At 64.8% G+C, this 23671-nt stretch carries 22 protein-coding genes; 14 read left to right on the top strand and 8 right to left on the bottom strand.

All coding sequences use genetic code 11. The features are described from left to right. Positions 1 to 66: 66 nt before the first annotated feature. The 3 genes from RAD16_RS15045 to RAD16_RS15035 form a co-directional block, all read right to left on the bottom strand. Positions 67 to 411 carry a hypothetical protein gene (locus RAD16_RS15045; protein WP_458158662.1) on the bottom strand — a complete coding sequence of 115 codons (345 nt, stop codon included), beginning with the start codon at positions 409 to 411 and terminating at the stop codon, positions 67 to 69. A 290-nt stretch (positions 412 to 701) separates the two neighbouring features. Further along, positions 702 to 2138 carry a glutamine synthetase family protein gene (locus RAD16_RS15040; RefSeq protein WP_458158661.1) on the bottom strand — a complete coding sequence of 479 codons (1437 nt, stop codon included), beginning with the start codon at positions 2136 to 2138 and terminating at the stop codon, positions 702 to 704. Positions 2139 to 2298: 160 nt separating this feature from the next. Beyond that, positions 2299 to 3657, bottom strand: a complete 1359-nt coding sequence (locus RAD16_RS15035) for an aromatic ring-hydroxylating dioxygenase subunit alpha (protein ID WP_458158832.1) — start codon at positions 3655 to 3657, stop codon at positions 2299 to 2301. A gap of 308 nt (positions 3658 to 3965) precedes the next feature. On the opposite strand from RAD16_RS15035, the gene RAD16_RS15030 reads away from it, so the two are divergent. From RAD16_RS15030 to RAD16_RS15015, 4 genes are all read left to right on the top strand, one after another. After that, entirely contained in the window at positions 3966 to 4751 is a 786-nt protein-coding gene (locus RAD16_RS15030; protein ID WP_458158660.1) for an IclR family transcriptional regulator domain-containing protein, read from the top strand. Positions 4752 to 4906: 155 nt separating this feature from the next. Beyond that, positions 4907 to 5239, top strand: a complete 333-nt coding sequence (locus RAD16_RS15025) for a PRC-barrel domain-containing protein (protein WP_458158659.1) — start codon at positions 4907 to 4909, stop codon at positions 5237 to 5239. Positions 5240 to 5323: 84 nt separating this feature from the next. After that, positions 5324 to 7060: a YbaL family putative K(+) efflux transporter gene (gene ybaL, locus RAD16_RS15020; protein ID WP_458158658.1), complete on the top strand. Its 1737-nt coding sequence runs from the start codon at positions 5324 to 5326 to the stop codon at positions 7058 to 7060. After that, positions 7011 to 7274, top strand: a complete 264-nt coding sequence (locus RAD16_RS15015) for a hypothetical protein (protein ID WP_458158657.1) — start codon at positions 7011 to 7013, stop codon at positions 7272 to 7274. The genes ybaL and RAD16_RS15015 overlap by 50 nt, the downstream gene beginning before the upstream one ends. A gap of 97 nt (positions 7275 to 7371) precedes the next feature. On the opposite strand, the gene RAD16_RS15010 is transcribed toward RAD16_RS15015, so the two are convergent. The 3 genes from RAD16_RS15010 to RAD16_RS15000 all read right to left on the bottom strand — a co-directional run bounded on the left by RAD16_RS15010 (position 7372) and on the right by RAD16_RS15000 (position 9709). Further along, on the bottom strand, positions 7372 to 8052 hold the full coding sequence (locus RAD16_RS15010; RefSeq protein ID WP_458158656.1) for a transglutaminase-like domain-containing protein: 681 nt from the start codon (positions 8050 to 8052) through the stop codon (positions 7372 to 7374). Positions 8053 to 8160: 108 nt separating this feature from the next. After that, positions 8161 to 8556 carry a group II truncated hemoglobin gene (locus RAD16_RS15005; protein ID WP_458158655.1) on the bottom strand — a complete coding sequence of 132 codons (396 nt, stop codon included), beginning with the start codon at positions 8554 to 8556 and terminating at the stop codon, positions 8161 to 8163. Between the two features lie 244 nt (positions 8557 to 8800). After that, positions 8801 to 9709: a helix-turn-helix transcriptional regulator gene (locus RAD16_RS15000; RefSeq protein ID WP_458158654.1), complete on the bottom strand. Its 909-nt coding sequence runs from the start codon at positions 9707 to 9709 to the stop codon at positions 8801 to 8803. Between the two features lie 138 nt (positions 9710 to 9847). Here RAD16_RS15000 and RAD16_RS14995 point away from each other — a divergent pair, with 138 nt between their 5' ends. The 5 genes from RAD16_RS14995 to boxB all read left to right on the top strand — a co-directional run bounded on the left by RAD16_RS14995 (position 9848) and on the right by boxB (position 16357). After that, entirely contained in the window at positions 9848 to 11389 is a 1542-nt protein-coding gene (locus RAD16_RS14995) for a benzoate-CoA ligase family protein (RefSeq protein ID WP_458158653.1), read from the top strand. Between the two features lie 246 nt (positions 11390 to 11635). Continuing rightward, complete coding sequence (locus RAD16_RS14990; RefSeq protein ID WP_458158652.1) at positions 11636 to 12454, top strand: alpha/beta fold hydrolase; 819 nt, start codon at positions 11636 to 11638, stop codon at positions 12452 to 12454. 18 nt (positions 12455 to 12472) lie between these two features. After that, positions 12473 to 13009 carry a DUF309 domain-containing protein gene (locus RAD16_RS14985; RefSeq protein ID WP_458158651.1) on the top strand — a complete coding sequence of 179 codons (537 nt, stop codon included), beginning with the start codon at positions 12473 to 12475 and terminating at the stop codon, positions 13007 to 13009. A gap of 107 nt (positions 13010 to 13116) precedes the next feature. Then, on the top strand, positions 13117 to 14805 hold the full coding sequence (boxC, locus tag RAD16_RS14980; protein WP_458158650.1) for a 2,3-epoxybenzoyl-CoA dihydrolase: 1689 nt from the start codon (positions 13117 to 13119) through the stop codon (positions 14803 to 14805). A gap of 100 nt (positions 14806 to 14905) precedes the next feature. Next, entirely contained in the window at positions 14906 to 16357 is a 1452-nt protein-coding gene (gene boxB / locus RAD16_RS14975) for a benzoyl-CoA 2,3-epoxidase subunit BoxB (RefSeq protein WP_458158649.1), read from the top strand. A gap of 78 nt (positions 16358 to 16435) precedes the next feature. On the opposite strand, the gene RAD16_RS14970 is transcribed toward boxB, so the two are convergent. Next, positions 16436 to 17236 (bottom strand): SDR family oxidoreductase, encoded by an 801-nt coding sequence (locus tag RAD16_RS14970; protein ID WP_458158648.1) that lies wholly within the window; start codon positions 17234 to 17236, stop codon positions 16436 to 16438. Positions 17237 to 17324: 88 nt separating this feature from the next. Next, positions 17325 to 18383: a polysaccharide deacetylase family protein gene (locus RAD16_RS14965; protein ID WP_458158647.1), complete on the bottom strand. Its 1059-nt coding sequence runs from the start codon at positions 18381 to 18383 to the stop codon at positions 17325 to 17327. Positions 18384 to 18548: 165 nt separating this feature from the next. On the opposite strand from RAD16_RS14965, the gene RAD16_RS14960 reads away from it, so the two are divergent. From RAD16_RS14960 to RAD16_RS14940, 5 genes are all read left to right on the top strand, one after another. Beyond that, the gene (locus RAD16_RS14960) at positions 18549 to 19943 is read left to right on the top strand and encodes an OmpA family protein (RefSeq protein ID WP_458158646.1); all 1395 of its coding nucleotides are present in this window, start codon (positions 18549 to 18551) and stop codon (positions 19941 to 19943) included. A 2-nt stretch (positions 19944 to 19945) separates the two neighbouring features. Further along, positions 19946 to 20242 (top strand): hypothetical protein, encoded by a 297-nt coding sequence (locus tag RAD16_RS14955; protein WP_458158645.1) that lies wholly within the window; start codon positions 19946 to 19948, stop codon positions 20240 to 20242. Between the two features lie 244 nt (positions 20243 to 20486). Then, positions 20487 to 21077, top strand: coding sequence for a TetR family transcriptional regulator C-terminal domain-containing protein (locus RAD16_RS14950; RefSeq protein ID WP_458158644.1), 591 nt, complete (start codon positions 20487 to 20489; stop codon positions 21075 to 21077). After that, the gene (locus RAD16_RS14945) at positions 21074 to 22000 is read left to right on the top strand and encodes a haloalkane dehalogenase (RefSeq protein WP_458158643.1); all 927 of its coding nucleotides are present in this window, start codon (positions 21074 to 21076) and stop codon (positions 21998 to 22000) included. The genes RAD16_RS14950 and RAD16_RS14945 overlap by 4 nt, the downstream gene beginning before the upstream one ends. A 601-nt stretch (positions 22001 to 22601) precedes the next feature. Next, complete coding sequence (locus RAD16_RS14940; protein ID WP_458158642.1) at positions 22602 to 23657, top strand: lysylphosphatidylglycerol synthase domain-containing protein; 1056 nt, start codon at positions 22602 to 22604, stop codon at positions 23655 to 23657. The last annotated feature ends 14 nt before the right edge of the window (positions 23658 to 23671 follow it).

Here is a 23671-nt window from a genome sequence, read left to right as displayed (position 1 = left end):
CGGAGGGATTCTGGATTGCTTCGTCGCTTCGCTCCTCGCAATAACGGACGAGAGACCTGTGGGCTCTCACCAATAAATCCCGTGCCGATGCAGCTCACGGATTATGCGCGCCTCGGTGGACGGCTGGCGGTGCTTCGGCTTGGCCGTTTCGATGGTCGTCTGAGCGGATGTCGCGGCCGGCGCTGTTGCGGCTTGCGTTGTTGTGGCCGGCGGAGGTGAAGCCGGCGTGGTCGTGGCAGTCTGCACACTCGCGGGTGGCGTTGCAGCCGGAGCCTGCGGCGGAGCCGTCGTTGCCGGCTGCTCGGTCGTCTGGCTCGCATTCGTGGCAGCAAGGCTCAGACTGCGCGAACCGCCGGCATAGGCCTGGCTGGCCAGCAGCGAGACTACCGCGATCAGGATCAGCTTGCGCATGGAAGCCTCCTTCACTTGGTCAATCCGTCTTACCTGTATGCCCGCGCTCACCGGGCGAGGTGATGGGTCCCGATCTCGATCAGGGTGGTCCGGCAGGACAGGCGGTAAATCAGGCTGAACAACTGACCGAACATGACCGAACTCCATTGTTGATCATGGAGGCCAAGGATAGGCCCTTTGTCTTTCCGGCGGTTTTCGCGCCTTAAGGAAAATGACTTCGTCGGCGGGCGGCCAGATGTCGTCAGGCGCAACGGATGAAGTCGCCTCACGCCGCCGTGAGGCTGTCTCCCTCAAAACACCTCGAAATACTCGCGGTGCTCCCAGTCCGTCACCTCGCTCAGGAAGCGGTCAATCTCGGCATTCTTGATGTGGGTGTAGTAGTCCACGAACTCCGCCCCGAGCTTCTCGCGGAAGAACGGATCGTCCTTCAGCGCGGAGACCGCATCGCGCAAGCTCTTCGGCAGCAGCGGGGCCTTGGTCTCGTAGGGCGTGTCGGCTGACGGGCCGGGAACGAGCTTGCGGTCGACGCCGTCGAGCCCCGAGAGGATCTGCGAGGCCATGTAGAGATAGGGATTGGCGGCGGGCTCGCCGATCCGGTTCTCCAGGCGCGTCGCCGCATCATTGGCACCGCCGAGCACGCGGATCATCACGCCGCGATTGTCGCGGCCCCAGATCGCGCGGTCCGGCGCCAGCGAATAGGAACGGTAGCGCTTGTAGCCGTTGATGGTCGGCGTGGTGAATACCGTGGAGGCGCGGGCGTGGTCGAGCAGGCCGGCGAGGTAAGCCTTGCCGAATGCGCTGAGCGGCTCGCCGCCGTCTTTCGCCATGAACAGGTTTTCGCCGCTCGCGCGCGAGACGATCGACTGGTGCAGGTGCCAGCCGCTCGCGAACACATTCGGCAGTTTCGGCCGGCACATGAACGTGGCGTGGTAGCCGTGCCGACGCGCGATCTGCTTCACCGCGGAGCGGAACAGCACCATGTTGTCGGCGGGCTCGAGGCCCCTCTTCGGCGCAAAGGTGAATTCGCACTGGCTCGGTCCGAACTCGACCTCGACGGAGCGCAAGGGAAGCCCGAGCGCGACGATGTCACGGCGCAAAATCTCCAGCACCGGCTCCATCTGATCGAAGCGCTGCTCGGTGAGATATTGATAGCCGTGGCTGAGCAGGCTCACCGACGGCGGCGTACCCGGCTGTCCGGCGTCCTCCGCGCGCATATGCGGATCGTCGAGCTTGAAGATGTGGAATTCGACCTCGAGGCCGGCGACGAACTCATGGCCGCGGCCCGCGAGCTCGTCGAGCACCTTGCGATAGAGCCCGCGCGTCGCGAACGGCACCGGACGGCCGTTGCCGAAATACAGATCACATAGCACCCAGCCCGTCGCCGGCGCCCATGGCAGCACGCGAAACGTGGTGGGATCGGCGACCATCAGCACGTCGGCCGCACCCTCCATCTCCTTCATGCCGAAGCCGCCGCCCGCGGTGAACACCGGAAACACCGTGCGGTGCGAGGTGTCCTTGGCGAGCATGGTGGTGGTGATGGAGCAGCCGCTTTCCAGCGAGGCAATCGCTTCCGCGGCGATGATGGTCTTGCCGCGCAGGATGCCGTGCTGGTCGGGGAAGGCGAGGCGGATGACTTCGAGGTTTTTCTCCTCGACGAGACGGCGCATGCGCGATGCGGCGTCCTTCTGCTCATCCGACCACAGCGCATGGCGCGCGACGAAAGTCACTTTGGTTGCTCCTCAGTCACTGTGTTCGACGGGTGCAAGATGCCTGCCACAGATTCCGTCATTGCGAGGAGCGAAGCGACGAAGCAATCCAGAGTCTCACCTGAGAGACAGTCTGGATTGCTTCGCTTCGCTCGCAATGACGGTGGAGAGATGGTCACCCTCACTCCGCCGCCGTCAGCCGGTGCACGTTGTCGGCGATGTCCTTCGGCACCGGCGCGGTCCACGGCGCGCCGCGGCGGCGCTTGACGTCGACTTCCATCCAGTAGGTCTCCCAGCCGCGCGTCGGCCCGATGCCGTCCATCGTCGCCGGGCCCTGGATGCTGCGTGCGTTGGCTTCGTCCAGGAACAGCATCGGCTTCTCGCCACCGCCGACCTTCTCGATCTCCTGCCGCAGCAGGCGGCGATATTGCACGATCGCCTTGTCGCTCGAACCGAGATGCTCCTTGGTGCGGTCCTGGATCGCGCCCATCGATTCCACCGCCCACTGGTCGTGGACGTTGATGTCGTTGCCCATGCCGGTGTAGGTCGCGGTCGCCTGCTCGTGCGGATCGAAACCGTAATCGTTGCCGCGGTTCTTGCGCGACTTGTAATCGGGCAGCTCGTAGAGCTCGAGCCGCTGGTCGCGCATCTTCTGCTTGTCGACCGGGTTCGAATAGCTGGTGAAGATCGCGTACCAGTAGCAGTTCTCGTCATCAACAGGCACGTGCCACTGCGTGATCGTCATCTCCGTGCTCATGGGAATGACGAAGCCGTGCGGGAACAGCTGGTTGGTGACGCGCACGTGGGTGCGCTCGTCGTCGATCTCGCGCAGCGCGATCAGCCGCAGGCCGTATTCGGTGTGCTCGACATTGATGATCGGGCGGTCGTATTCGCGCAGGATCTTTGTCATCGGCAGATCGCTTCCCGCAGACGCGCCGCGGAACTGCTTGCCGTAGGCGGTCGAGGTGTCCTCGTCCTCGAAGAAGCGATGCAGATAGGAGGCGTGTGCGGGATCGATGCCGACTTCGAGCGCCTGCAGCCAGTTGCAGGCCATGTGGCCCTTGAAGGCGAAGGTATGCGTGCCGGGCGCGACGAAGCAATCGATCTCCGGGAAGGCCGGCGGCGCGCCTTCACCGAGATAGGCCCAGAGGATGCCGCTCTTCTCGACCACGGGATAAGAGCGCTGGCGGATGTTCTGGCAGAGCTTTGAATCCTTCGGCTCGGCCGGCGTTTCGATGCACTGGCCGGTGGCGTCGAACAACCAGCCGTGGAAGGCGCAGCGCAGGCCGCCATGCTCGAGCCGCCCGAAGGCAAGGTCGGCGCCGCGATGCGCACAGTGACGGTCGATCAGGCCGTAGCGTCCGGTCTCGTCGCGAAACAGCACCAGGTTCTCGCCGAGCAACTTTACGGGACGGATCGGCCGCTCGCCTGCGAGCTCATCGACCAGCGCCGCCGGCTGCCAGTAGCTCCGCATCAGCTTGCCGCACGGATCCTTCGGCCCGGTGCGGGTGATCAGGTCGTTCTGCTCCTGGCTCATCATGGCGGTCGCGTCCTTCTTTGCTCGAACACGCAAGTCGAGAGCCGGTGCGCTCTTCGCCTCTCCCCGCATGCGGGGAGAGGCCGGATTGCATCAAAGATGCAATCCGGGTGAGGGGGCTCTCCGCGAGGGCAGCTATCACCGCCCTTGTGGAGACTCCCCCTTACCCCACCCTCTCCCCGCAAGCGGGGCGAGGGAGATCACGAGCGTGCCTGCCTAACGAATTATGTTCGCCTATTGAACGAATGGGCGAATTATGACATGCCTTGCATCGGCAGCAAGCACTATTTTGCAGGATTGTCCTAGGGATCATGCCCAAGCTGAAGCGGAGCGAGAGTGACGAGCGCGCGACGGATTTCGTCGAAGCGCTCGATCGCGGCCTGCGCCTGCTGCAATGCTTCGGCACGACTGCGGGCCCGATGACGCTGAGCGATCTCGCCCGCGCCGCCGATCTGCCGCGCGCCACCGCCCGGCGCATGCTGTTCACGCTCCAGCGCGGCGGCTACGTCTCCGGCGACGGCAAACTGTTCTCGCTGACCCCGCATGTGCTGACGCTGGCTGCATCATACCTGCGCTCCAACCAGCTCGTCGCCGTGCTCCAGCCCGTGCTCGATCGCGTCGCGACGGCGGCCAACGAGATCTCCTCGCTCGCCGTGCTTGACGGTGACGACGTCGTGTTCGTCGCCCGCAGCAGCCCGGCGCGGATGTTTTCCGGAGGCTTGGAGATCGGCTACCGCCTGCCGGCCTTCTGCACCTCGGTCGGCCGCGCCATGCTCGGCCAGCTCGACGATGCCGATCTCGCTGCGCGCCTCAAGGCGATGAAGCGCGAGGCGCTGACGCCGCAGACGGAGACCGATCCCAAGGCACTGCTCGGGCGCATCGCCAATGACCGCGCCCAAGGCTATTCGTTGGTCGACCGCGAGGCCGAGCCGCATTTCCGCTCGATCTCGGTTCCCGTGCGCCGCTATGACGGTGTGATCGTTGCCGCCATCAACATGGGCGCCCATGTCGACCGCGTGCCCGCGCAGGAATTGATCGACCGTTTCCTGCCGCTGCTGCGTGAGGGCGCCGAGTCGGTGCGTTCACAATTGCTGTAGATTTGTAGGGTGGATTAGCCCGCGGCTGCGCGAAGCGCTGTCCGCTGGCGTAATCCACCACTTCTGTCTCCGCGGAGACCAAAGAGGTGGGTTACGCTTCGCTAACCCACCCTACTCAGCTATAATCCGCTCCACACCAGATCAGGGAGCACGCCATGCAACACACCATGGTTCCCAGTGATCGCGTCCAGCACGTCGCCGTTTATGGGGGCGACGGCTCGAAGCTCGGCACGATCGAACGATTGATGCTCGACAAGGTCAGCGGAACGGTTGCTTACGCCATCATCAAGACCGGCAGGTTGCTCGGGACGCATCATCACTATCCCGTGCAATGGAGCGCGCTGAAATATGATCCGGGACGTCAGGCCTTCCAGGTTGAACTGACGCCGGAGCAATTGAGCAGCGGTCCCTGCGAGTTTGATGGCGATGAATTCGACTGGGGCGACCGCTCGCCGCCGTATCAGCATCCGAATTACTGGTCGATCTGACGGCAGGATGGGGCAAGCGTCGCGCGTTGGCCCGCGCGCACAGGTCGCGGTGCATGAGCGCGCATGCTGTGTCAAAAGGCAAAAATGCCGCATGACACACCTCTCATCGCCACCATCGTCGTTGGACTTGGACTAGCCTTCGTACTTGGAACAATCGCACAGCGGTTCCGCATTCCGCCGCTGGTCGGATATCTGCTCGCCGGTGTTGCCGTTGGCCCGTTCACGCCGGGCTTCGTCGCCGACCAGGCGCTCGCCACCGAGCTGTCGGAGCTCGGAATTATCCTGCTGATGTTCGGCGTCGGCCTGCATTTCTCGCTGCAGGATCTGCTCAGCGTCCGCAACATCGCCGTGCCCGGCGCGGTCGTTCAGATCGCGGTCGCGACCTTGATGGGGCTCGGCCTTGCGCTGCTGATGGGCTGGAGCGCCAGCGCCGGCCTCGTGTTCGGCCTCGCTCTGTCGGTCGCAAGCACCGTGGTGCTGCTGCGCGCGCTGCAGGAGCGGCGCCTGATGGAGACCGACCGCGGCCGCATTGCCGTCGGCTGGCTGATCGTCGAAGACCTCGCGATGGTGCTCGTGCTGGTGCTGTTTCCGGCGATCGCAAGCCTTCAGGGCGGCGCCGAAGGCAAGCCGGCGTTCGAGCCGCTGGCCGCGCAGCTCGGCCTCGGGCTTGCCGGCGTGGTGATGCTGACGATCGTCAAGATCGTCGTGTTCATCGGCCTGATGCTGGTGGTCGGGCGCCGGGTGATCCCGTGGATCCTGCATTACATCGCCCATACCGGCTCGCGTGAACTGTTCCGCCTTGCCGTGCTTGCGATTGCGCTGTGCATCGCCTTCGGCGCGACGAAACTGTTCGACGTCTCGCTGGCGCTGGGCGCGTTCTTTGCCGGTATGATGCTGCGGGAATCGCCGCTCAGCGCGCGGGCCGCTCAGGAATCGCTGCCGCTGCGCGATGCCTTCGCGGTGCTGTTCTTCGTCTCGGTCGGTATGATGTTCGACCCGATGAGCGTGGTCCGCGAGCCCTGGCCGCTGCTGGCGACGCTCGCGATCATCATGCTCGGCAAATCGGTCGCCGCGTTCCTGATCGTGGTGCTGTTCCGGCATCCGGTCGCGACCGCCCTGACGATCTCGGCGAGCCTGTCGCAGATCGGCGAGTTCTCCTTCATCCTGGCCGAGCTCGGCGTCGCCTCGCAGATCCTGCCGAGCGACGGCCGCGACCTGATCATGGCCGGTGCGATCCTCTCCATCATGCTCAACCCCCTGATGTTCGCGACGGTCACCTGGCTCGCGCCGCTGCTCGATCCCAGGCGCGACACGCCGCAGGCCGCGGCCGCCGTGCCGGAGCCGATCCGCACCACCGACCTCACCGACCATACGATCGTGATCGGTTACGGCCGGGTGGGCGCGCTGGTCGGCGATGCGCTGAAGCAGCGGCAATTGCCGTTCCTCGTCGCCGAGGTCGGTGAGAGCGCGCTTGAGAAGCTGAAGCAGGGCGGCATCGAGACCGTCATGGGCAACGCCGCGCAGCCCGAGATTCTCGGCGCGACCAACCCGTCGCGGGCGCGGCACCTGGTGATCGCGATCCCCGAGGCGTTCGAGGCGGGACAGATCGTGCAGCAGGCGCGCGCGGCCAATCCGGATATCCGCATCATCGCGCGGGCGCATGCGGATGCCGAGGTCGATCATCTGAAGGGGCTGGGGGCTGATGTCGTCATTATGGGCGAGCGGGAAATCGCGCGCGGCATGATCGAGGAGCTGGAGAGGAGAGTCCCGAATGCTGCCCAGCAAGATCCCCGCGCGCTCGCGGTTGGTTCGGTCGTATGAGCTGATCACGCCGCAGGGCCGCACCTACCGCTTTCCGCCGCCGACTTTGCTGCAGCGGCTGCTGCGGTGGGGCCTCGCGCATGCGGAGACGATGGCGATCTCCGCGGCGATCCTGGCGTTGATCTATGTGGCGGGATTTGCGGCCGAGGCGCTGGATCGCTCGGTGTTCGACGCGTGTAATGATCGGGTGGGGCGAGCGGTGGGCCTCTCCTAGGCAGGCCCTTGTAGCCCGCGTGAGCGAAGCGATACCCGGGTATTCTCGACGGCGCTCCGGGTGTCGCTTCGCTCACCCGGGCTACGGCACCCGCGTCCTATGATCCTTCCGCCTCGCGCTCCATGTCGCGTCCCGACAGATCCTCGCCCTGCATGTTGGCGTAGTCGCGCGCCATCTCGCGCATCAAGAACTTTGCCGGCACGTCGTGATAGGTGCCGCGGTCGTTGACATATTGCATGTAGGCGCGGCCCTCGCCGTCGAACGGATGCAGCAGTGCATCGGTGCGGCCGTCGAAATCGAGCGGCGCCACGCCGACCTTGGCGCAGAGCGTGTCGTTGAAGGTCGGCGTCGCCTTGCGCCAGGCGCCGTCGACATGCACCTCGGTAAAGCCGTGCCAGGTGAAGATGTCGGTGCCCATGCTCGCGCGTAGCTTCTCGGTGGTGAGATGGTTCTTCACGTCTGCAAAGCCGGCCCGGGCGGGAATGCCGTGGACGCGGCAGGCGGCGGCATAAAGCGAGGCCTTGCCGACGCAATAGCCTTGCCCCGCGGCGAGCACGCTCGAGGCGCGGAATGTCTCGACGACGCGCATGCTGACATAGGGGTTGTAGCGGATGCCGTCGCGCACCGCCTTGTAGAGCATGCTCGCCTTCTCGCGGGCGCTGGCGTCTGCGCGCACCCCGTCTTGCGCGAATTGCTGCACGGCGGGATGATCACTGTCGATGTACTCGCCGGGATCGGTGTAGAGGCGGCGGATGGTGTCGGGGAGGATGTCGGTCATGGCGAGAGATTAGCAGGCGACCTGCACGGAACTCAAATGACGCGGCGAGCATTGCGCGGCTCATCCTGCGCCGTCATTTGCGTTCAGACGCTGCACCGACGGTCACCGTCACGACCGGTTGCGCATCCAGTCGGCAAGGCCCGAGATCGCCTTGTCGAGGTCCTGCCGTGCGGCGCTATCGGTGACGGTTTCCTCCATCGCGCCGCGCATGCAGAGCAGCCACGCGTCACGCTCGGCATCGCCGATGGCAAAGCCGATATGCCGCTGCCGCAGCCGCGGATGGCCCTTCTCGGGCGAATAGAGCTTTGGGCCACCGGTCCATTCGGTGAGATAGCGCTTCAGCACGTCCCTGATCAGGCCGAGATCATCCGCATGCATCGCGCGGATCACCTGCGCCTCCGGCAGCGTGTCCATGCGGTCGTAGAAGCGATCGACGAGAAGGCCGATCGTGGCGCTGCCGCCGATCCGCCCGAACATGGAGGTGGTGACGTCGCTGGAGGTCATGAGTAGTCCCAAGGTGGCTCTTGGGCTCGCATATAGTGACATTGTGGCGGACCCACAAACTCCGCTGTCGTCCCGGACAAGCGAGCGTTAGCGAGCGCCGATCCGGGACCCATAACCACAGGGAGATGTTTGGCGAAGACCCGTGGTTGCCATCTCGTGCAACGACTCTTCCCTGGGGTTATGGGTCCCGGATCTGCGCTTCGCTTGTCCGGGACGACAGCGGAGAGCTTGGATGCAGCGAGGATTACAGCGCCACACTCCGTAGCCCGAAGCTGCGCGCCTCATTCTGCAGCACCGGGCGCACCGCATCGATCAGCCTTGCCGCTGCCGCATCCACCGACAGCCCAGCGGTATCCACCACCGCCGTCGCGCGCGAATACAGCGGCTCGCGGCTGAGCAGGATGTTGCGCAGCTCGGCCATGGCGGAGCGGTCATCGGCCATGGGGCGCAGATCGCCCTGGCGGCGGACGCGGGCCATGTGCTCTTCGGGCTCGGCTTTCAGCCAGATCGTGTAGAACGAGGTCAGGATCTGGTCGAAGGTCAGGGGCTCGGAGACGATGCCGCCGCCGGTCGCCAGCACCATCAATTCGTTGCGCGCGAGCAGTTGCTGCAGCGCCGCCTGCTCCATGCGGCGAAAGCCTTCCTGGCCGTAGAGCGCGATGATCTCGGCGACCGAGAGCCCGTTCTGCTGCTCGACCTCCTTGTTGAGCTCGACAAAGCTCCAGCCGATCTTCTTCGCCAGCATTCGCCCGAGCGTCGATTTACCGGCGCCGCGCAAGCCGATCAGGGCGATGCCGCAGAACGGCGCGCGCCGCGGCGCGGATGCGCTGCCGCCGGCGAGCAGATCCTTGGCTTGCGCGATCTGCGCGGGTGTCGCCTTGCGCAGGAGATCGCGAAACATCTGCCAGTCCGGCGTCGGATCGGCGGAGGGAAGCAGGTCTTCAAGATGCGCGCCCATCGCGTCGGAGACGCGCCGCAGCAGCACGATGGAGACGTTGCCCTTGCCGCTTTCAAGCTGCGCGATGTAGCGCTCCGAAATCCCTGATACCTTGGCGAGCACTTTGCGCGACATGCCGCGCAACGCGCGCATGGTGCGCACGCGCTGGCCGAGCTGTTCGAGAAATCGGGATTCGGCGTCGGGACTGTCGGTCATGGACCTTCTTTAGCGGATGCCTTCTTGAAAGAAGGCCCTGCGTCGCGTTTTAATGAAACATAGTGCCTGCTGGCATTGACAGCAAGCTGTCACAGTGTCTTTCTATGAATTATAATTCTAAAATCTGGGGAGACGACCGTGAGCGAGGGATCCTACAACGCGGTGACCTGGCTGCTCGACCGCAACGTCGAGGAAGGCCGCGGCAACAAGCTCGTCTTCGACGACACCGTCTCGCGGCTCACCTATGGCGAACTCCAGCGCGAGACACGGCGCGCCGCCAACATGCTGCGCCGGCTCGGCGTCCGCCGCGAAGAGCGGGTGGCGATGATCATGCTGGATACGATCGACTTTCCGATCGTGTTCCTGGGCGCGATCCGCGCCGGCATCGTGCCGGTGCCGCTGAACACGCTGCTGACCGCGGACCAATACGCCTACATCCTCGCCGACTGCCGCGCCCGCGTGCTGTTCGTGTCCGAGGCGCTCTACCCTGTTATCAAGGACGTTGTCGGCCGCATGCCCGATCTCGAGCATGTCGTGGTGTCCGGCGCCAAGCAGAACGGCCACAAGCAGCTCGCCGAAGAGATTGCCGGCGAGAGTGACCAGTTCGCCACCGCCGCGACGCATCCGGACGAGCCGGCGTTCTGGCTCTATTCGTCGGGTTCGACCGGCATGCCCAAGGGCGTGCGCCACATCCATTCCAACATGCAGGCGACCGCCGACACCTATGCCAAGCAGGTGCTCGGCATTCGCGAGAGCGACGTCTGCCTCTCCGCGGCAAAATTGTTCTTCGCCTATGGCCTCGGCAATGCGTTGACCTTCCCGATGTCGGTCGGCGCCACCGTGGTGTTGAACAGCGAGCGCCCGACGCCGGCGCGAATGTTCGATCTGATGAACAAGTTCAATCCGTCGATCTTCTATGGCGTGCCGACCTTGTTCGCAGCGATGCTCAACGACGAGACCATGAAGAGCGAGCGCGGCGGCAAGGCTCTGCGCATCTGCACCTCGGCGGGCGAAGCGCTGCCGGAATCGGTCGGCAACAGCTGGAAATCGCGCTTCGGCGTCGACATCCTCGACGGCGTCGGCTCGACCGAGCTGCTGCACATCTTCCTATCGAACGCGCCCGGCGACATCAAATACGGCTCGTCCGGCAAGCCGGTGCCGGGCTATGCGGTGCGGCTCGTCAACGAGGCCGGACAAGATGTCGCCGACGGCGAGGTCGGTGAGCTGCTGGTCGATGCGCCCTCGGCCGGCGAGGGTTACTGGAACCAGCGCCACAAGAGCCGCCGCACGTTTGAAGGACCGTGGACCCGAACCGGCGACAAATATGTCCGCGACGCCGAGGGACGCTACACCTTCTGCGGCCGCGCCGACGACATGTTCAAGGTCTCCGGCATCTGGGTCTCGCCCTTCGAGGTCGAGAGCGCGCTGATCACGCATCCGGCCGTACTGGAAGCCGCCGTCGTGCCCGAGGCCGATCCGGAAGGCCTGTTGAAGCCGAAGGCGTTCGTCGTGCTGCGCCCCGGCGCGACGACCAGCGATCTCCAGGAAATGCTGAAGGAGCACGTCAAGCAGAAGATCGGCCCGTGGAAATATCCGCGCTGGATCGACGTGGTGGACTCCTTGCCGAAGACGGCGACGGGAAAGATCCAGCGGTTCAAGTTGCGGGAAGGCGCGAATTGAGATCGACCGTGCGGCGTGTGACTCGCGCTGCTGCAGCAATCTCCGCTGCGCTCCCTCCCCCCTTGCGGGGGAGGGCGGGGGAGAGGGGTAGCCCAGCAAACGGTCTTTATTGCCGTGCTCGAGAATTTCTTCGTCACACCGGGAGTCCCCGTGTGACACCCCTCTCCCTGGCCCTCCCCCGCAAGGGGGGAGGGGACGACTGAGCCCGCAGAAGCATCTTGTCCGATCGCTGAAAGAAGAATGCAGATGACTAACCTCACCCCTACCGGCTTCCTCAACATCGGCACGGCCAGCCTCGAATACAAATGGCTCGCGCCCGCGTCCGCGGACGCGCCGACGATCGTCATGCTGCATGAAGGCCTCGGCTCGGTCGGACTGTGGGGCGATTTCCCGGAGAAGCTGCGCGAGGCCACCGGCGCCGGCATCTTCGTCTATTCGCGCGCGGGCTACGGCCAATCGAGCCCGGCGACACTGCCGCGGCCGCTCGATTACATGCAGCGCGAGGCGCTCGATGTGCTGCCGAAAATTCTCGATGCAATTCCGTTCAAGCGTGGCCTGCTGCTCGGCCATTCCGACGGTGCATCGATCGCGACGATCTATGCCGGCGCGCATCAGGATCACCGGCTGCAGGGCCTGGTGCTGATGGCGCCGCACTTCATCGTCGAGGACATCTCGGTGAAGTCCATCGCCGCGATCAAGACGATCTTCGAGACCACCGACCTCAAGGCCAAGCTCGCGCGCTGGCACAAGGACGTCGACAACGCCTTCTACGGCTGGAACCGCGCCTGGCTCGATCCCAAATTCCGCGACTGGGACATCTCGGAATATCTCGCCTATGTCCGCGTTCCCATCCTGGTCGTGCAGGGCGAGGGCGATCAATATGGGACATTGCGACAGGTCGAAATTGCGCAGGAAGAGTGCTACTGTCCGGTAGATCTAGAAATTATTTCAGACGCGGGCCATTCCCCGCATCGTGAAGCGCCGGGGGCGACGCTTGACGCGATTGAGCAATTTGCAAGAGCGGCCCTGCGCGACGATCAGGGACTCCAGGGACACGCCGCATGATCACGCGGAGGCACAGCCATGAATGTGCCTTCACATGCGAGCAGCCCATTGCCGTGGCCGCGCTGGGCTTATGTGCCAGGCGAGGCCGGCGGGATCGATGCGGATTACGAGACGCTGGATATGGCCAAGGCGCTGGTGCCCTCGGCCTTCCGCGGCTACGTGCCGGCGCGCCATCCGGCGCTGCGTTACGGGCTCGCGCTCAACGACCGCGGCTATTTCTGGGAATCGCAGGAGGTGCTGGAGGCGGTGTGGGCCGCAGCGCGGCAAGGCGGCCGCGAGCGCATTCTGCTGCGTGCCTGCATTCTCGTCACCAATGCGAATCTGCGACTGCGGATGCAGCGGGCGCATTCGGCCGCGCGCCTGTTCGGCGACGCCCAGGCCGAGCTGCGAGCCCTGAGCGCGCGCAAGGCGGCGGCCGGCGGCGACGGCTTTGTCGAGAGCTTTCCGGTCCCCGCGCTCAATGCGCTGCTCCAGGCCAAGCTCGGCCGTCCCCAGCTCTCCAAGGCCGACTGGATCGCGCTCAGCGCTATTGTGCGGTCCCAGCCGCTTGCATGAAACAAAGTGCATGCATAGGCCGTTAAGGGCTAGACGCCTTCCAAAAGATGCACTATTGTGCATCTAACGGTAAACGCCAGAACACTAATCAAGCTCAAGGGTGGCCCATGGCCGGGGAAGATCGGCGCCTCGCAGGCGGCGCGACATTCATCGATTTCCAGACTGAACCGTCCCGCTACCGGCACTGGAAGCTCGCGGTCGAGGGCGACGTCGCGACGCTGACCATGGACGTCGATGAGAACGGCGGCCTGTTCGAGGGCTATCTGCTCAAGCTCAATTCCTACGATCTCGGCGTCGACATCGAGCTCGCGGACGCGATCCAGCGCCTGCGCTTCGAGCATCCCGAGGTGAAGGTCGTCGTGATGCGCTCGGCCAAGAACCGCGTGTTCTGCGCCGGTGCCAACATCCGCATGCTCGCGGGCTCGACGCACGCCCACAAGGTCAACTTCTGCAAGTTCACCAACGAGACCCGTAATGGCATGGAGGACTCGTCGGAGAATTCCGGCCAGCGCTTCATCACCGTGGTGAACGGCTCGGCGGCCGGCGGCGGCTATGAGCTGGCGCTCGCGACCGACCACATCATTCTCGCCGATGACGGCTCGTCCGCCGTGGCGCTGCCCGAAGTGCCGCTGCTCGCTGTGCTGCCCGGCACTGGCGGCCTCACCCGCGTCGTCGACAAGCGCAAGGTCCGCCGCGACCACGCCGACTTCTTCTGCACCATCGAGGAAGGCGTGAAGGGCAAGCGCGCCGTGCAGTGGCGCCTCGTCGACGAGATCGCGCCGAACTCCAAGCTCGAGGCCAGGATCGTCGAGCGCGCCAAGGAGTTCGCCGGTCAATCGAAGCGCGCCGGCAGCGGCAAGGGCATCGCGCTCTCGCCGCTCAAGCGCTCGATCGACGAGACCAGCATCCGCTACGGCTTCGTCACCGTCGACATCGACCGCACCGCGCGCATCGCCACCATCTCGATCAAGGCGCCGGAGACAGCAGCACCCGCCGATATCGACGGCATGATGGCGCAAGGCGCGTCGTTCTGGCCGCTGCAGATCGCGCGCGAGCTCGACGATGCCATCCTCCACTTGCGCATCAACGAGCTCGAGATCGCCATGCTGGTGTTCAAGAGCCATGGCGATCGCGCCCATGTGCTCGCATCCGACGCCTTCCTCGAAGCCAACAAGGCGCATTGGCTGGTCAACGAAATCAGGCACTACTGGAAGCGCGTCTTGAAGCGCATCGACGTCACCTCGCGCACGCTGGTGACGCTGGTCGAGCCCGGCTCCTGCTTCGCCGGCACGCTCGCCGAGCTCGTCTTCGCTGCCGACCGCTCCTACATGCTGATCGGCACGCGCCAGGGCGACAACCGTCCGCCGCCGTCGATCGAACTCTCGGCGATGAATTTCGGCCCGTATCCGATGAGCCACGGCCTGACGCGGCTGGAATCGCGCTTCCAGGCCGATCCGGCCGATGTCGAGCGCGCCGAAGCCACGCTCGGCACTGCGCTCGACGCCGAACAGGCCGAGGAGCTCGGCCTCGTCACCTTCGCGCTCGACGACATCGACTGGGACGATGAGGTCCGCGTCTTCCTCGAGGAGCGCGCCAGCTTCTCGCCCGACAGCCTTACTGGCATGGAAGCGAGCCTGCGCTTCGTCGGCCCTGAGACGATGGAATCAAAGATCTTCGCGCGCCTCACCGCCTGGCAGAACTGGATCTTCCAGCGCCCCAACGCGGTCGGCGAGGAAGGCGCGCTGCGCCGCTACGGCAGTGGCCAGAAGCCGAAATTCGATATGACGCGAGTCTAGCGAATAGGGAGTGGCGAATGGCGAATAGGAGTTTTCACTCGCCACTCGCTACTCGCCATTCGCCTCTTCAAACGAGCTAGTCCCCAACGGGAGGTCCACCATGAACATGAACATCATGAACGTCGACTACTCGACCAAGATTCCGAACAACGTGAATCTCGCCGAGGACCGCCAGGTGCTGAAGGCGCTGGAAGGCTGGCATCCCGGCTACATGGACTGGTGGAGCGACATGGGGCCGGAAGGCTTCCAGGAGTCGCTGGTGTATCTGCGCACCGCTTACTCCGTCGATCCGCGGGGTTGGGCCAAGTTCGACTATGTCCGCATGCCCGAATATCGCTGGGGCATTCTGCTTGCGCCGCAGGAAGAGAACCGCGTCGTTCCCTTCGGCGAGCATTATGGCGAGCCGGCCTGGCAGGAAGTCCCCGGTGAATATCGCGCCATGCTGCGCCGCCTGATCGTGATCCAGGGCGACACCGAGCCGGCCTCGGTCGAGCAGCAGCGCCATCTCGGCAAGACCGCGCCCTCGCTCTACGACATGCGCAACCTGTTCCAGGTCAACGTCGAGGAAGGCCGCCATCTCTGGGCGATGGTCTATCTGCTGCAGAAATATTTCGGCCGCGACGGTCGCGAGGAAGCCGACGATCTGCTCCGCCGCCGCTCCGGCGATGCCGATGCGCCGCGCATGCTCGGCGCGTTCAACGAGGCGACGCCGGACTGGCTGTCCTTCTTCATGTTCACCTATTTCACCGATCGCGACGGCAAGATGCAGCTGCACTCGCTCGCGCAGTCGGGCTTCGATCCGCTGTCGCGCACCTGCCGGTTCATGCTGACGGAAGAAGCGCACCACATGTTCGTCGGCGAGACCGGCATCACCCGCGTCGTGCAGCGCACCTGCGATGCGATGCGCGAAGCCGGCATCACCGACCCCACCGATATCGCCAAGGTCCGCGCGCTCGGCGTGATCGATCTGCCGACCATCCAGAAGAAGCTGAACCTGCACTACACGCTGTCGCTTGATCTGTTCGGTTCGGAAGTCTCGACCAACGCGGCCAACGCCTTCAACACCGGCATCAAGGGCCGTTACCACGAAACCCAGATCGACGACGATCACCAGCTCAAGAACGCCACCTATCCGGTGCTCAAGTTCATCAACGGCGAGATCAAGCTGGTCGACGAGCCGGCGCTGACCGCGCTCAACATGCGCCTGCGCGACGACTACAGCCAGGATTGCGTCAAGGGCATGCTGCGCTGGAACAAGGTGATCTCGACCGCCGGCTACGACTTCAAGCTGACGCTGCCCAACGTCGCCTTCCATCGCCACATCGGCGAGTTCAAGGACGTGCATGCGACGCCCGACGGCATCCTGATCGACGATGCCACCTGGATGAAGCGCAAGGACGAATGGCTGCCCTCCACCGCGGACGGCGACTTCATCACCTCGCTGATGCAGCCCGTCACCGAGACCGGCAAGTTCGCCTCGTGGATCTCGCCGCCGAAGGTCGGCATTGACAATAAGCCCGGCGATTTCGAGTACGTGAAGATCGAGTCGTAAGATGGTTGGCGAATAGTGAATGGCGAGTAGCGAGTAGAGCAACTACTCGCCATTCGCTACTCACCATTCGCGCGCCGCCTACCCCGCGATCTCCAGCCCCGCGTTCGCGTACACCACGCCGCCATCAACGGCGATGGTGTTGCCGACCACGTAATCGCCGGCCCGCGAGGCGAGGTAGATCGCAACGCCCGCCATGTCCTCGTCGGTGCCGATGCGCCGCGCCGGAATGCGCTTGGCGACCTCGTCGGCGTGGTCGCGGGCTGCCCGGTTCATGTCGGACTTGAACGCGCCCGGCGCGATCGCGGTGACGTTGATGTTGTCCTTGATCAGCTTGGTCGCCATGCGGCGGGTCAGATGGATCACGGCGGCCTTGCTGGCGGCGTAGGAATAGGTCTCGCTCGGATTGACGAAGATGCCGTCGACCGAGGCGATGTTGATGACTTTTGCGGGCCGCTCGTCCGACGCCGCCGCGCGCAGCGGTTTGGCCAGCGCCTTGGTCAGGAAGAACAGCGACTTGACGTTGAGGTCCATCACCTTGTCCCAGCCGCTTTCGGGGAATTCATCGAACTCCGCGCCCCAGGCCGCGCCCGCATTGTTGACGAGGATGTCGAGCTTCGGCTCCAGCCTGATGATTTCGGACGCCAGCTTGTTGCAGCCTTCGACGGTCGAGATGTCGATCGGCAGCGCAATGCATTCGCCGTCATATTGGCTTGAGAGCTCTTGCGCCGTCGCCTCGCACGGGCCCGCTTTACGCGCGGTGATGTAGACCTTCGCCGCGCCTTGCGCGAGGAAGCCCGCCGCGATCATCTTGCCGATGCCGCGCGAGCCGCCGGTCACGACCGCGACGCGGCCTTTGAGCGAGAACAGATCGTTGAACATGGTGCCTCCCTTGGTTGGCGCCCGTTGTGAGCGGGGCGGGAGGGGGAGTCAAGGAAGGCGCCGGTGGCGCGACAGCGGAGGCTGACGCCTACGCCGCCGCAATCCGGCGAAAGCCGTTCCACATCGCGGTCGCCGCACCCGAGGTCAGCACCGGCAGGATCCGCGTGTCCTGGTAGTTGCCGTTGAGCGAGACGCGCGGCAGCGCGGTCATGTGGCCGGCGTTCTCGGCGAACAGCATGCCGGGCCTCGTCGTCACCGCGGTCTTGAAGCCGGCGGATGCAGCCATGGCAAATTCCCGATCGCCGGCGGCCTCGCGGTCGCCATAGGGATAGGCGAGGTGCATCACCGGACGCTCCAGCGCGGTCTCGATCCGCGCCCGGCTCACCGCCATCTCCTGTGCGGCGACATCCTCGCTCTGCTTGGCGAGATTGCAATGGCTGATGGTGTGCGCGCCGATCGTCACCAGCGGGTCCGCGGCGAGCTGCTTCACCCCGTCCCAGGACAGGCAGAGGCTGCGGCACAGCGCTTCCATGTCGATGCCGTGCTGCGCGCAGAGCGCCGCGATCTCGCGCGCGAGATCGTGCTCGCCCGGCAGCGAACGAAGCCAGTCGTGCAGGCGGTCGAATGTCGCCTGCTTTGCCGTCGGCGTCGTCGCCTCGAGCCGCAGCGCGGAACTGCCGATCTGCACCTCGACCTGCTCGGCCTTGGCGATCACCGCCTCCAGCGCCGCCCACCACAGCCGCCCGGTGCCTTCGGCGAAATCGCTCGCGACATAGACAGCCAACGGCGCGTCAAATTCGCGCAGCACCGGCAGCGCATAATCGAGGTTGTCGCGATAGCCGTCGTCGAGCGTGAAGGCGGCAAGGCGTCGCTCGAAGCGGCCCTGGACCAGCCGCTCATGCAACTCGTCCATGCTGACGATGTCGATGTCACGCGAGCGCAGATGGCTCAGCGTCGCGCGCAGGAATTCGGGGGTGACTTCGAGATGCCGGTTCGGCTGGAACGCGCCCTCACGGGCCGGCCGCACGTGGTGCAGCATGAAAATAGCGCCGACGCCCGACAGAAGCGGGCGCAAGAGGTGGTGCGCCCCGCTGAAATAGAGTGCTCCCAGCCCGGCGCGGATGACGTTGTTACGGAGTTGTTTCATGACCGGCAGGCCGACCCCTGGCATTCCGCCCCCAATTTACGGACCTACCCTTGAAGAAAAAGTTATTCCAATTGTCCATGCAGGGCCTTTGGAAGGGCGTCATTTCCGGTTTGACAGCCCGCCAAGGGTTTGTTTTGTCTCCGGTTCCAGAGTTCGGGTCGTCGAATGCAGAAGCTTTTCAGGTGGGCCAGCAAATGGTGGCCGGGGTTGATTCCCCTGGCCGTCATGTGGGGATTTGCGGCCTGGAATAACACCTTGCCGGTCGAGGCCGACCTGTCCGCCCGCAGCACGGCCGCCCTCAAGGACACCGTCCTGGACAAGACCCGGATCGCCGTGGACGGCCGCGACGTCAGCCTGGCCGCGGAGGCCTTTTCCGAGGAGGGCCGCCGCGACGCCGTCGTGGCGGTCGAGCTCGTTCCCGGCGTCCGCCTGGTCGACGACCGCACCCGCCTGGTTCCCGAGGCAAAGCCCTTCGTCTGGAACGCCGAGCGCGACGTGGTCCGGGTGACGCTGTCAGGCTCCGCGCCGCTGCCGTCGATGAAAGCCCGCCTGACCGAGGCGGCCCGCAAGGAGGTCGGCGGCGTCGAGGTGGCCGATCAGATGGGGCTGGCCCGCGGCGCGCCGCCGCGCTTCGAGGCGGCTGCGATGCTGCTGCTCGACCAGATCGGCAAGCTCAAGGACGGCAAGATCACGATCTCCGACACCCAGATCAATCTGTCGGGCATGGCGCGCGACCTCGGCGGCCGCGAGGCGATTGCCGCGGCGCTAAAGAATTTGCCGGCGGGTTTCACCATCGCCGCCAACGACATCAAGGCGCCGCCCTACATCTTCCAGGCCTACAAGGATCCCGTCGCCGCCACGGTGACGCTGACCGGCTACGTGCCCGACAACAATGTGCATGCGGCGATCGCAACCAGCGCCTCGCGAAAATTCTTCACCGAGAAGGTGGTCGACAATCTCAAGGCCAGCGTCGGCGCACCGGCCTCCTTCAACACCGCCGTGGTCGCAGCGCTCGGCGCGCTGTCGCGGCTGTCGACCGGCACGCTCGTGGTGTCCGACCGCGAGGTGAAGCTGTCGGGCGATGCGCTCTATGAGGGCGCCGCCAACGACATCCGCGCAGGCCTCGGCAGGGATTTTCCAAAGAACTGGGTGTACAAGCCCGAGATCACGGTGAAGCCCGCCCCAGGCCCGGTCGACGGCACGGTCTGCCAGCAATTGTTCGCAGAACTGCTGAACAAGGGCAAGATCCGCTTCGCCGCCAAACGCGCCGACATTGATCCGGATTCCGCAGGCATTCTCGATCACCTGATCGAGACGGCGCTGCGCTGTCCCACCACCAATATCGAGGTCGCCGGTCATACCGATGCCGACGGCGAGGATTCCTTCAACCAGGCGCTCTCCGAGAAGCGCGCGCAGGCGGTGATCGATTATCTGGTCAAGGCAGGTCTCCCGGCCACCCGCTTCACCGCAGTCGGCTACGGCGCCACGCAGCCGGTCGCCGGCAACGACACCGACGACGGCAAGGCGCAGAACCGCCGCATCGAATTTCTGGTGAGGTGACGATGCCCTATCTCGTCTCGTTTCACATGGGTTGGTTGATCGGCTCGCTGCTGCTGGGCTTTTGCATGGGCTGGATTTCCGTGGTCCAGCGCGGCGACGGCACCTCGAAGGTCACCGCGCGCTGGCTCGCATTGCTGGCCGCGGGACTGGTCGCGGCCTCGTTCGCACATGTGGTGCCCGGCCGCTTCGGCTACTGGCTCGACCTCGGGCTCATCATGTTCGCCTGCTACCTCGTCGGCTGCACCATCGGTGCCTGGCTGCGCTATTGGGTCGTCTCGCGCAGCCAGCCTGCGGCTTGAAACCTTAGCTCAAAGTCGGGTTCCGAGCGTGATGGCTTGAAGTCAATCGACTTCGGCCAACAGCGACGCTCTCTCATTCCCTCCCCCGCAAGGGAGGAGGGAACACACCGCCGACGGGGCGCCAGGCTGGGCCCATCCCGTCTGATATCGATCCGACAGTGCGATAACCGGCTAATCAGCAAGCAAATTACCGCGCCATCAAAGTGCGCTTGACATTAATACGTACGTACGTATTATTCCGCTCGTGCCAAAGCCCTCTCTCAAAGACGCCATTCTCGACGCCGGCCTGAAGGTCATGTTCCGGACCGGCTATCACGGCACCAGCGTGCGTGACGTCACCGCTGCGGCGGGTGCGCCGCAGGGGTCGTTCACCAATCATTTCCGCTCCAAGGAGGCATTCGCCTCCGAGGTGCTCAACCGCTATTTCGACGTCACGCGGGGACTAGTCGCGGAGGCGCTCGAGGACACCTCGCTGACGCCGCGCGCGCGGCTGCGGCGCTATCTCGACATCATCACAGGCCGTCTGGAGGCCGATGGCTATGGCCGCGGCTGCTTGATCGGCGACCTCAGCCTGGAGGCATCAGGCAGCAGCGAGCTGCTGCGCGCGCGGCTCACGGAGATCTTCGCTGAATGGCGCGTGCCGTTCGCGACCTGCATCGCGGACGCGCAGACGCGCGGTGAGATCGCATCCGATTTTGAGCCCGAGGAGCTTGCCGACTTCCTGCTCGCGTCCTGGCAGGGCGCGATCATGCGCATGAAAGTCGACCGCAATCCCAGCGCGCTCGAACGCTTTAAGACCATCGCCTTCAAAACCGTGTTCAGGGAGCCGACATGACCAAGCAGATCGAGATCCGCACAGCGTCCGTCCTCGGAAGCAGCATGGCCTATCGCGAAACGGGCCCGCAGGAAGCGCCCGTCGCGCTCTTCCTGCACGGCAATCCGACCTCATCGCACATCTGGCGCAACATCCTGCCGCTGGTCTCACCGGTCGCGCATTGCATCGCGCCCGATCTGATCGGCTTCGGCCAATCCGGCAAGCCGGATATCGCATACCGCTTCGTCGACCACGTCCGCTATCTCGATGCGCTGATCGACGGGCTCGGCGTCACCTCGGCCTATCTCGTCGCGCAGGACTGGGGTACCGCGCTGGCATTTCATCTCGCTGCGCGCCGGCCGGATTTCGTGCGTGGCCTCGCCTTCATGGAGTTCATCCGCCCGATGCCGACCTGGCAGGACTTTCACGCCACCGAGGTTGCGGAGGAGCAGGACCACGCCGAGGCGGCGAGAGTCGTCTTCCGCAAATTCAGAACGCCGGGCGAGGGCGAAGCGATGATCCTCGAGGCCAACGCCTTCGTCGAGCGCGTGCTGCCGGGCGGCATCGTGCGCAAGCTCGGCGACGACGAGATGGCGCCTTATCGAGCGCCCTTCCCGACGTCGGAGAGCCGCCGCCCCGTTCTCGCCTTTCCCCGCGAGCTGCCGATCGCGGGCGAGCCTGCCGATGTCTATGAGACGCTGCAATCCGCGCATGCGGCGCTCGCTGCATCGTCCTATCCAAAGCTGCTGTTCTCGGGCACGCCAGGTGCACTCGTCGCGCCGGAATTCGCCGAGCGGTTCGCAGCCTCGCTGAGGCATTGCGCATTGGTCCGCCTCGGGCCCGGGCTGCACTTTCTCCAGGAGGACCATCCCGAGGCGATCGGCCGCTCCGTCGCGGGCTGGATCGCCGGCATCGAGGCGGCGCGCCCAAAACTTGCGGCGTGACGTACCAGCAACTGGCGCTTGAGCCGGTCCTCCCATCAGACAAAGGTGGGGATATTCCAGGTCAGGGGAAGGCGACAACATTGTCGCCACCCGCAGCAAGGGTCGCTTTTCCGGTCCTGACGAGATCGTCGCCGCAGTGCGGCAATCATCCGGGGCGTCGTCGGATCGTCCCCAAAGGGCGGCTGCCCGCGCCGCGGCCTTTCGGTCCATCGGAAAACCGTGAACAACGCTGCCCTTATCCCCTCTTTCAACGGGCGGATGCGGCCCATAGATTGATTTCGACTTAAGCCGCGGCGGAACATTGTCCGGTCGAAATCATCAAAACTTCATGGCGCTTGCGCAGGATTGCCATGGAGATTCGCGTCAAGTCTTGCCGCCGAAAGCGCCAAACCGTGCATCAGGAGCCCGCAACCTGCCTAAAACATTGAAGGCACGAGTTTTTGTTCGAATTGGCGAATTCCACTCGGCCCCGAAACGCGCTAGTGGATGGACGGGGGGCATGCGCGATGCCGGAGCCGGCGGCGAGAGTTCGTTGAGTGCCAGTGCGTCGTTCGCCTGTTCGCCGGCCACCCCGGCCGCTGAAGCGTTGTTCGAGGTTTAGATGCTGGAAGCCATACGCAGGGCGATGACGTTTCTGCGCCAGAAGCAAATCCTGCATAAGCTGGGAGTTGTGATCAGCGTCGCGGTCATCGGCATCGCTTGCTATGTGCTCTACCACATGCTGCGCGGCATCGACTTCAACGAAGTCCTCGAAGCGATCAAGAGCACCGAGCCGAGCCAGATTGCGATGGCGGCGTTGTTCGTCGCCGCGGGCTATTTCACACTGACCTTCTACGATCTGTTTGCCGTGCGCGCGATCGGCCACTCCCATGTGCCCTACCGCATCAATGCGCTCGCCGCCTTCACCAGCTATTCGATCGGCCACAATGTCGGCGCCAGCGTCTTCACCGGCGGCGCGGTGCGCTACCGCATCTATTCGGCCTATGGCCTGAACGCGATCGACGTCGCAAAGATCTGCTTCCTCGCCGGCCTGACTTTCTGGCTCGGCAATGCCGCCGTGCTTGGCCTCGGCATCTCCTATCATCCGGAAGCCGCCGCCTCGATCGACCAGTTGCCGCCCTGGCTGAACCGGGCGCTGGCCATGATGATCATCGTCGCGCTGGTCGCCTATGTGGTCTGGGTCTGGACCCAGCCGCGCGTGGTCGGCCGCGGTCCCTGGACCGTGGTGCTGCCCGGCGGCCCGCTGACGCTGCTCCAGATCGCGATCGGCATCGTCGATCTCGGCTTCTGTGCGCTGGCGATGTACGTGCTGGTTCCGGACGAGCCCAATCTCGGCTTCGTCGTGGTCGCGGTGATCTTCGTCTCGGCGACGCTGCTGGGCTTTGCCAGCCACTCGCCCGGCGGTCTCGGCGTGTTCGACGCCGCCATGCTGGTCGGCCTCTGGCAGATGGACCGGGAGGAACTGCTCGGCGGCATGCTGCTGTTCCGCGTCCTCTATTATCTGTCCCCCTTCGTCATCTCTGTAATCTTGCTGACGTTTCGCGAGGTTATCATCGGCGCTCGATCGAAGCGTTTGCAGCAGGCGGCGCTCAAGCTCGACCCAGGCCCGGCGCCTGAAGCCGCCTATGTGAGAGAGCGCAGCGACAGCGGCGCCTGACGGCGCAGCCCTCT

Source organism: Bradyrhizobium sp. 18BD, assembly GCF_054185225.1.
The sequence above is the reverse complement of the archived record's forward strand: the minus strand, read 5'-3'. Positions and strand labels throughout refer to the sequence as shown.

What these genes read in the sequence shown, in the direction of transcription:
- RAD16_RS14940 (WP_458158642.1), top strand. Translation starts at nt 22,602, where the DNA reads ATGCTGGAAGCCATACGCAGGGCGATGACGTTTCTGCGCCAGAAGCAA.
- RAD16_RS14960 (WP_458158646.1), top strand. Translation starts at nt 18,549, where the DNA reads ATGCAGAAGCTTTTCAGGTGGGCCAGCAAATGGTGGCCGGGGTTGATT.
- RAD16_RS15000 (WP_458158654.1), bottom strand. Translation starts at nt 9,709, where the DNA reads ATGACCGACAGTCCCGACGCCGAATCCCGATTTCTCGAACAGCTCGGC.
- RAD16_RS15005 (WP_458158655.1), bottom strand. Translation starts at nt 8,556, where the DNA reads ATGACCTCCAGCGACGTCACCACCTCCATGTTCGGGCGGATCGGCGGC.
- ybaL (WP_458158658.1), top strand. Translation starts at nt 5,324, where the DNA reads ATGCCGCATGACACACCTCTCATCGCCACCATCGTCGTTGGACTTGGA.
- RAD16_RS14945 (WP_458158643.1), top strand. Translation starts at nt 21,074, where the DNA reads ATGACCAAGCAGATCGAGATCCGCACAGCGTCCGTCCTCGGAAGCAGC.
- RAD16_RS14970 (WP_458158648.1), bottom strand. Translation starts at nt 17,236, where the DNA reads ATGTTCAACGATCTGTTCTCGCTCAAAGGCCGCGTCGCGGTCGTGACC.
- RAD16_RS15045 (WP_458158662.1), bottom strand. Translation starts at nt 411, where the DNA reads ATGCGCAAGCTGATCCTGATCGCGGTAGTCTCGCTGCTGGCCAGCCAG.
- RAD16_RS15030 (WP_458158660.1), top strand. Translation starts at nt 3,966, where the DNA reads ATGCCCAAGCTGAAGCGGAGCGAGAGTGACGAGCGCGCGACGGATTTC.
- boxB (WP_458158649.1), top strand. Translation starts at nt 14,906, where the DNA reads ATGAACATGAACATCATGAACGTCGACTACTCGACCAAGATTCCGAAC.
- RAD16_RS14955 (WP_458158645.1), top strand. Translation starts at nt 19,946, where the DNA reads ATGCCCTATCTCGTCTCGTTTCACATGGGTTGGTTGATCGGCTCGCTG.
- RAD16_RS15035 (WP_458158832.1), bottom strand. Translation starts at nt 3,657, where the DNA reads ATGATGAGCCAGGAGCAGAACGACCTGATCACCCGCACCGGGCCGAAG.
- RAD16_RS15015 (WP_458158657.1), top strand. Translation starts at nt 7,011, where the DNA reads ATGCTGCCCAGCAAGATCCCCGCGCGCTCGCGGTTGGTTCGGTCGTAT.
- RAD16_RS14965 (WP_458158647.1), bottom strand. Translation starts at nt 18,383, where the DNA reads ATGAAACAACTCCGTAACAACGTCATCCGCGCCGGGCTGGGAGCACTC.
- RAD16_RS14985 (WP_458158651.1), top strand. Translation starts at nt 12,473, where the DNA reads ATGAATGTGCCTTCACATGCGAGCAGCCCATTGCCGTGGCCGCGCTGG.
- RAD16_RS15025 (WP_458158659.1), top strand. Translation starts at nt 4,907, where the DNA reads ATGCAACACACCATGGTTCCCAGTGATCGCGTCCAGCACGTCGCCGTT.
- RAD16_RS15010 (WP_458158656.1), bottom strand. Translation starts at nt 8,052, where the DNA reads ATGACCGACATCCTCCCCGACACCATCCGCCGCCTCTACACCGATCCC.
- boxC (WP_458158650.1), top strand. Translation starts at nt 13,117, where the DNA reads ATGGCCGGGGAAGATCGGCGCCTCGCAGGCGGCGCGACATTCATCGAT.
- RAD16_RS14990 (WP_458158652.1), top strand. Translation starts at nt 11,636, where the DNA reads ATGACTAACCTCACCCCTACCGGCTTCCTCAACATCGGCACGGCCAGC.